Here is a 6,006-nt window from a genome sequence, read left to right as displayed (position 1 = left end):
CGGGAGGCCCGCCGTACGGTGCCTGCCCCGCGGGCGGCTGCCCGTACTGGGGGTGCTGCTCCTGCGGACCGCCGAACGGCGGCGGGGGCGGCGGGGCCGACGGCTGCTCGCCGTACTGCTGGATCGGCTGCTCGACCATGGTGGGCGGCGGCGGAGGCGGTGCCTGGCGCTCGTCCTCGCGCGGTTCCTGCCGCTGCTCCGGCGGCGGGGTGCCCCCCAGCTGGGGAGCACCGAACACCACGGTCCGGTCGCCCATCGGCCGGGCCGGGGGCTCCTGGCCCTCCGGCGGCCTGGGCTGGCCCTCGTCCTCCGGCAACGGCCGCTGCGGTCCCTGCGTGCCGTCATTCTCGGTCATCGTCGGGCTCCTTCAGCGCCGTCGTCCCGGGGCTCCCAGGCACCCGGAAGTTCAGAAGCGCGCGGCGCATAACACGGCCTCCGAACCTTGTCACCCATGTCCCCACGTGGCGTCCTGCCATGCGGGGCCGTTTTCCGCCCCCAGCCTGCCCCGACCGCCAGCGGTATCGCAAATCACCATCCTGTAGACGCAGGACGCGCCCCGAACGTTCATCCCCCGCCAGTACCGGCTTGCACGTCCTGTCAGGAATGCCCGAGAACGGGGTGCGGGCGGTACGGCGCCTCCAGCCGCTCGACCTCCCCGTCGTCCAGCGTCAGGCTCTCGGCGGCGACCGCGTCCTCCACATGGGCGAGCTTCGTCGCGCCGACGATCGGGGCCGTCACCGCGGGCTTGCCGAGCAACCAGGCGAGAGCCACCCGCGCGGGCGGAACGCCCCGCTCCTTCGCGATCTCACGAACGACGTCGACCACGTCGAAGTCGGCCTCTGTATAGAGGGTGTCGCCGAAGGCGTCGTTCTTGGACCGGACGGTCTTACGCTCGCCGTCCCGCTCCCTGTTCCCGGCCAGCAGTCCGCGCGCAAGCGGGCTCCACGGAATCAGCCCCACGCCCTGGTCGACACAGAGCGGAACCATCTCCCGCTCCTCTTCTCGATAGACAAGGTTGTAATGGCCTTGCATCGCCACGAACTTCGTCCAGCCTCGGGTCTCGGCGACGTGCTGTGCCTTGGCGAACTGCCAGGCGTACATGCTGGACGCGCCGATGTAGCGGGCTTTGCCCGACTTCACGATGTCGTGCAGGGCCTCCATGGTCTCCTCGATGGGCGTCTCGTAGTCCCATCGGTGGATCTGGTAGAGGTCCACGTAGTCGGTGCCGAGCCGGCGCAGCGAGTCGTCGATGCTCGCCATCACGTGCTTGCGCGACAGCCCGCGGTCGTTCGGCCCCTTCCCCATGGGCATGTAGACCTTGGTGGCCAGGACGTAGTCGTCCCGCCGGGCGAAGAGCTTCGAGAGCAGCCTTCCCGTGATCTCCTCGCTCACGCCGTTCGAGTACCCGTCGGCCGTGTCGAAGAAGGTCACGCCCTCCTCCACGGCCCGCCGGACGATCGGCTCGGCCGCGTCCTCCTCAAGCGCCCACGCCCGTACTGCCGGGTCGCCGTAGCTCATCATCCCCAGGCAGATCCGCGAGACCCGCATGCCCGTCGTGCCGAGCCGTACCTGTTCCATCGCTGCTCCTCTCAACCTCTCCACGGTGCACGGCCACACCGGCGATCACCAGCCCCACCCCGGCTAGTTCCGGTCCCGTCGGAACCTGCCGCAGCACCACCAAGCCGATCACGGTGGCGGTCGCCGGCAGCAAGGCGACCATGACCGCATAGGTGGCACGGCTGAGCCGCGCCATCGCCAACTGGTCGCACACGTAGGGAATGACCGACGACGAGATGCCCACACCGATCCCTGCGGCGAGTGCCACCGGGTCCGTCAGCACCGTCGCGGCCTGCACGCCACCCAGAGGCAGGACGAACACCGTCGCGATGACCATCGCCATGGCCAGCCCGTCGATGCCCCCCGCCTCGGACTGTGCCGCCCGATGCGCGACCACCACGTACACGGCGAACAGTCCCGCATTCGCGAACGCGAAGGCGAACCCCAGTGGCTCCCCCTCAAGCCGCACGTCCGTCAGCACGTACACGCCGCACACGGCCGCTGCAAGGGCGGCGAAGTTCCGGGCCGTCCGAACCCCCACTGCCGCGAGCGCGATGACGGGCAGGAACTCGATCGCCGCCACCGTCGCCAGCGGCAGCCTCGCGATCGCCATGTAGAAGGACGAGTTCATCACGGCGAGCACGGCGCCCCAGACGACGATCGTCCGCCACCCGTTCCGGTTGAACCTGCGCCATGGGCGGCGCCAAAGGACGAACACCACGACGGCGCTCCAGATCCGCAACCCGGCCACGCCGAGCGGCCCCACGCGGGAGAACAGCAGGACGGCGAACGAGGGCCCCAGGTAGTGGAAGACCGCGCTACCGACGAAGTACGTCCAAGGCGGAAACGACATGGCCGTATCGTCGGCCGATCCGTAGGTTGGAGGAATGGCCAACCGAAGGGGCCGTCCGGGCCGCGCCTACGAACCGAAGCCGCTCGACGCGATCGACCTAAGGATCCTCACCGAGTTGCAGCGGGACGGCCGCGCGACCCTGGCCGAACTGGGCCGCCGCGTCGCACTGTCCGCCCCGGCCGTCGCCGAACGCGTCCAGCGCCTTGAGGATTCCGGCGTCATCACCGGCTACCACGCCACGGTCGACGCGGTCGCCCTGGGCTTCCCCATCGCGGTCCTCGTCCGGGTAAGCCCGAGCCCACGCGAACTGAGCCGCATCCCGAAGATCGCCGACGAGATCCCGCAGATCGTCGAATGCCACCGCATCACCGGGGACGACTGCTTCTTCTTCATCGCCCACCTGCGCAGGGTCGAGGAACTGGAACCGATCCTCGACCGCTTCACCCCGTATGCCCGCACGACGACCTCGATCCTTCAGTCCTCGGCCGTTCCGCGGCGTCCTCTCCCGGTCGACTGACGGCATCCGACCACGCCTAATCAACCGGTCTAGATCTCCCCAAAGGCGCCATAAAGGTGATCCGTCACGGTTTGCACCCTCGCTGCGGGAGGGCACCCTCCGGTCACCGGGTCGGCGGCCCCACGGCCGCGACGGGGAGGGGGTTCGATGACGACCAAGACGACTCACGGCGCCGCTTCGACATCGGCGCGTGGGCGGCAACTGACCTCGGGGTGGCTGACGTTCGCCGGCACGATCGCCCTGGTGGTCGGCACGTTCAACATCATCGCCGGACTGGTCGCGCTGCTCGACGACGAGTACTACCTCGTCGGCCAGAACCAGATCCTGGTGTTCGACTACACCACGTGGGGCTGGTTCTGGCTCGCTCTGGGCATCTTCCAGATCGCGGTCGGGGCGGGGATCGTGGCGGGCAAGATGTGGGCGCGCGTGGTCGGTGTCGTAGGCGCCGTCCTGGCGGCGATCGGGCACCTGGCGTTCCTGCAGGCGTTCCCCATCTGGTCGGTGCTGACCATCGCGCTGTGCGTCCTGCTGATCTACGCGCTCACCGCGCCGCCGCCCGGCAGCCGGGCCGCCTGATCGCACGCCGCTGAGCGGCGGCGGCAGGGGCCCGTCCGGACGGGACGAGCCCCTGGTGGATGTGCGGGGTCAGTTGAAGGCGCGGCACTCGACCACGGCGCGGCGTTCGGTCATGCCCTGCTGCGTCGCCGAGGTCACGCATGCCTGCTGCTTCGCGGTGAGTTCGGGCTGGCCGCACTCGGTGACGCTGGAGTAGGTGCGGCAGTCCTGGCGTGCGGACTCGGGCTGGGCTCCCTGGGCGGCCGCGGCTCCGCCCACCCCCGTGAACCCTACGGCCGCGGCGATCAAGGCACCGGTCATGACCCTCTTCACGTGCTTCCTCCCCCGTCGTGCGCATCAGCCAACGAGCGTCATCCTCCCCGGGGCCTCCGACCACCAAACGCCCTCAAACTCCAAGAAAACCACCAAATCCCCAGGTCAGCGGGCGAACTCGGCGCGGACACCGAGGAGCCGTACCGGCCGCCGTTCGGTGAACCGGTCGAGCGCGGCGAGGGCGGCTTCCTCGATCCGGTCCGCCGCGGTCGCGGGCGCCTCCAGCGTCCGGCCGTGCGTCCGGGTGATGAACGGCGCGTACCGGACCTTGACGATGACGCGGCCGATGTCCCGCCCGTCGTCGGCGACGTCGTGCGCGACCCGCCGCGCCAGTCGGGCGACCTCGCGCCGCACGTCCTGCCAGTCGTCCAGATCGTGCTGGTACGTGGTCTCCCGGCCGCGGGACCGCGGGACGTGCGGCGCGTCGCTCACCGGCGAGTGGTCCCGGCCCTGGGCGAGCAGCACCAGCCAGGGGCCGGTCGTGGGGCCGAGCTCCGCGGCGAGGACGTCCGGATCGGCCGCCGCGAGTTCGCCGACCGTGCCGATGCCCAGTCCGCGCAACCGCTTGGCCGTCTTGGCCCCGATGCCCCACAGCGCGTCCGCCGGGCGGTCGCCGAGCACCTCGAACCAGGTCTCCCCGGTGAGCCGGAAGATCCCGGCGGGCTTGCCGAAACCGGTCGCCAGCTTCGCCTGGAGTTTGTTCTCCCCGATGCCCACCGTGCACTCCAGCCCCGTCGCCGCGCGCACCCGGTCACGGATCCGCCGGGCCAGCGCCTCCGGATCGCCGTCGACCGCCAGGAACGCCTCGTCCCAGCCGAGTACCTCGACCACGAGACCGAACTCCCGCAACGTCGCCATGACCCGCTCCGAGACGTCCTCGTAGAGATCGCTGTCCACGGGGAGGAACACGGCGTCCGGACATCGCCGGGCCGCCGTCCGCAGCGGCAGCCCGGAGTGGACGCCGTAGGCACGCGCCTCATAGGACCCCGTGCTGACCACGCCGCGCTTCGTCGGATCGCCGTCACCTCCGACGACGACCGGCCGCCCGCGAAGCTCCGGATGGCGCAGCACCTCGACGGCGGCGATGAACTGGTCCAGGTCAACGTGCAGGACCCAACGAGCCACCTCCCCATTGTCCCTCTACCAGCAGGGACAGGGCTCAGGCGGGGACCGTCGCCCGCGCCACGCGACACCGACAAAGCGCTGCATTGTTCCCGGCAGGACGGAAAATGTGAGCAAATCAGCCTTTAATGGGATTTACCCTGAAGGAGACATTCTTTCGCTTTTCAGTGGTAGGGCTGCAAGGGCCAAAGAAAGGATGCACATGCTTACCAAGGAACAAATTCCTCAGGTGTTGGACCACCCGCTCTACGACGAGGGCGGCAGCAAGGTCGGCGACGTCAAGCACGTCTTCCTCGACGACGAGACCGGGCGTCCCGAGTGGCTGGGCATCCAGATCGGACTGCTGGGCAACAAGGAGACCTTCGTCCCGACCAGCGGAGCCGAGTGGGTTTCCGACCATGTCGAGGCGGGGTACGAGAAGGAATTCATCAAGCAGGCACCCCACGTGGACGTCGAGGCCGGGCACATATCGGCGGACGAGGAGGAGCGGCTGTACCGCTACTACGGCCTTGAGCCGGGCGGAACGCGCGCCCCCGCACAGCCCGGGGAGGCGCCGCCGGAGCGGGCACGCGAGCCCGACGACGCGATGACCCGCTCTGAGGAGCAGCTCCACGTCCACAAGGAGACCCGGGAGAGCGGCCGCGCCAGGCTGCGCAAGTACGTGGTCACCGAAGAGCAGCAGATGACCGTTCCGGTCAGCCACGAAGAGGTCCGGGTCGAGCGTGAGCCGATCACCGACGAGAACCGGGACGCGGCGATGCGCGGATCGGAGATCACCGAGGCCGAGCACGAGGTCACCCTGCACGAGGAGCGGCCGGTGGTGTCCAAGGAGACCACCCCGGTGGAGCGCGTGCGGGCCAGCAAGGAGACCGTCACCGAAGAGGAGACCGTCGGCGGCGAGATCCGCAAGGAGCGCATCGAGATGGAGGAGGAGGACGCAAGACGGCGAGGCCGCCGCGAGCGGTGACCCGCCTCCCGCCCCGGGCCGATCGGCGGCCCGGGGCGTCCCTGCGCCCTGCCCCCGCCACCGCATCAGGCCGGAGCCATCCCGCGGACACGGGGATCGGCT

7 protein-coding genes and 1 pseudogene are annotated in these 6,006 nt (G+C 69.8%); 3 read left to right on the top strand and 5 right to left on the bottom strand.

The window, feature by feature from the left end; genetic code table 11:
- From E1289_RS11620 to E1289_RS11610, 3 genes and pseudogenes are all read right to left on the bottom strand, one after another.
- A pseudogene (locus E1289_RS11620) lies at positions 1 to 355 on the bottom strand (hypothetical protein); the annotation flags it as partial.
- 242 nt (positions 356 to 597) lie between these two features.
- Positions 598 to 1,578, bottom strand: coding sequence for an aldo/keto reductase (locus E1289_RS11615; RefSeq protein WP_131978823.1), 981 nt, complete (start codon positions 1,576 to 1,578; stop codon positions 598 to 600).
- Positions 1,478 to 2,410 (bottom strand): EamA family transporter, encoded by a 933-nt coding sequence (locus E1289_RS11610; protein WP_131978820.1) that lies wholly within the window; start codon positions 2,408 to 2,410, stop codon positions 1,478 to 1,480. Before E1289_RS11610 ends, E1289_RS11615 begins: the two co-directional genes overlap by 101 nt.
- 34 nt (positions 2,411 to 2,444) lie before the next feature.
- Here E1289_RS11610 and E1289_RS11605 point away from each other — a divergent pair, with 34 nt between their 5' ends.
- Positions 2,445 to 2,927 (top strand): Lrp/AsnC family transcriptional regulator, encoded by a 483-nt coding sequence (locus tag E1289_RS11605; protein ID WP_131978817.1) that lies wholly within the window; start codon positions 2,445 to 2,447, stop codon positions 2,925 to 2,927.
- A gap of 147 nt (positions 2,928 to 3,074) precedes the next feature.
- The gene (locus E1289_RS11600; protein ID WP_131978814.1) at positions 3,075 to 3,503 is read left to right on the top strand and encodes a hypothetical protein; all 429 of its coding nucleotides are present in this window, start codon (positions 3,075 to 3,077) and stop codon (positions 3,501 to 3,503) included.
- A 69-nt stretch (positions 3,504 to 3,572) separates the two neighbouring features.
- Here the strand turns inward: E1289_RS11600 and E1289_RS11595 are convergent, their stop codons facing one another.
- Together E1289_RS11595 and E1289_RS11590 are read right to left on the bottom strand one after the other, a co-directional pair.
- On the bottom strand, positions 3,573 to 3,803 hold the full coding sequence (locus E1289_RS11595; protein WP_131978811.1) for a hypothetical protein: 231 nt from the start codon (positions 3,801 to 3,803) through the stop codon (positions 3,573 to 3,575).
- 117 nt (positions 3,804 to 3,920) lie between these two features.
- On the bottom strand, positions 3,921 to 4,940 hold the full coding sequence (locus E1289_RS11590) for a DNA polymerase IV (RefSeq protein ID WP_131978808.1): 1,020 nt from the start codon (positions 4,938 to 4,940) through the stop codon (positions 3,921 to 3,923).
- A gap of 226 nt (positions 4,941 to 5,166) precedes the next feature.
- Here E1289_RS11590 and E1289_RS11585 point away from each other — a divergent pair, with 226 nt between their 5' ends.
- Entirely contained in the window at positions 5,167 to 5,904 is a 738-nt protein-coding gene (locus E1289_RS11585) for a PRC and DUF2382 domain-containing protein (RefSeq protein ID WP_243712756.1), read from the top strand.
- Positions 5,905 to 6,006: the final 102 nt, after the last annotated feature.

Origin of the sequence: Actinomadura sp. 6K520 (assembly GCF_004349245.1) — a bacterium.
In the GTDB taxonomy this organism is placed as follows: Bacteria; Actinomycetota; Actinomycetes; order Streptosporangiales; family Streptosporangiaceae; genus Spirillospora.
This window is presented reverse-complemented; position numbering and strand designations above follow the sequence as displayed.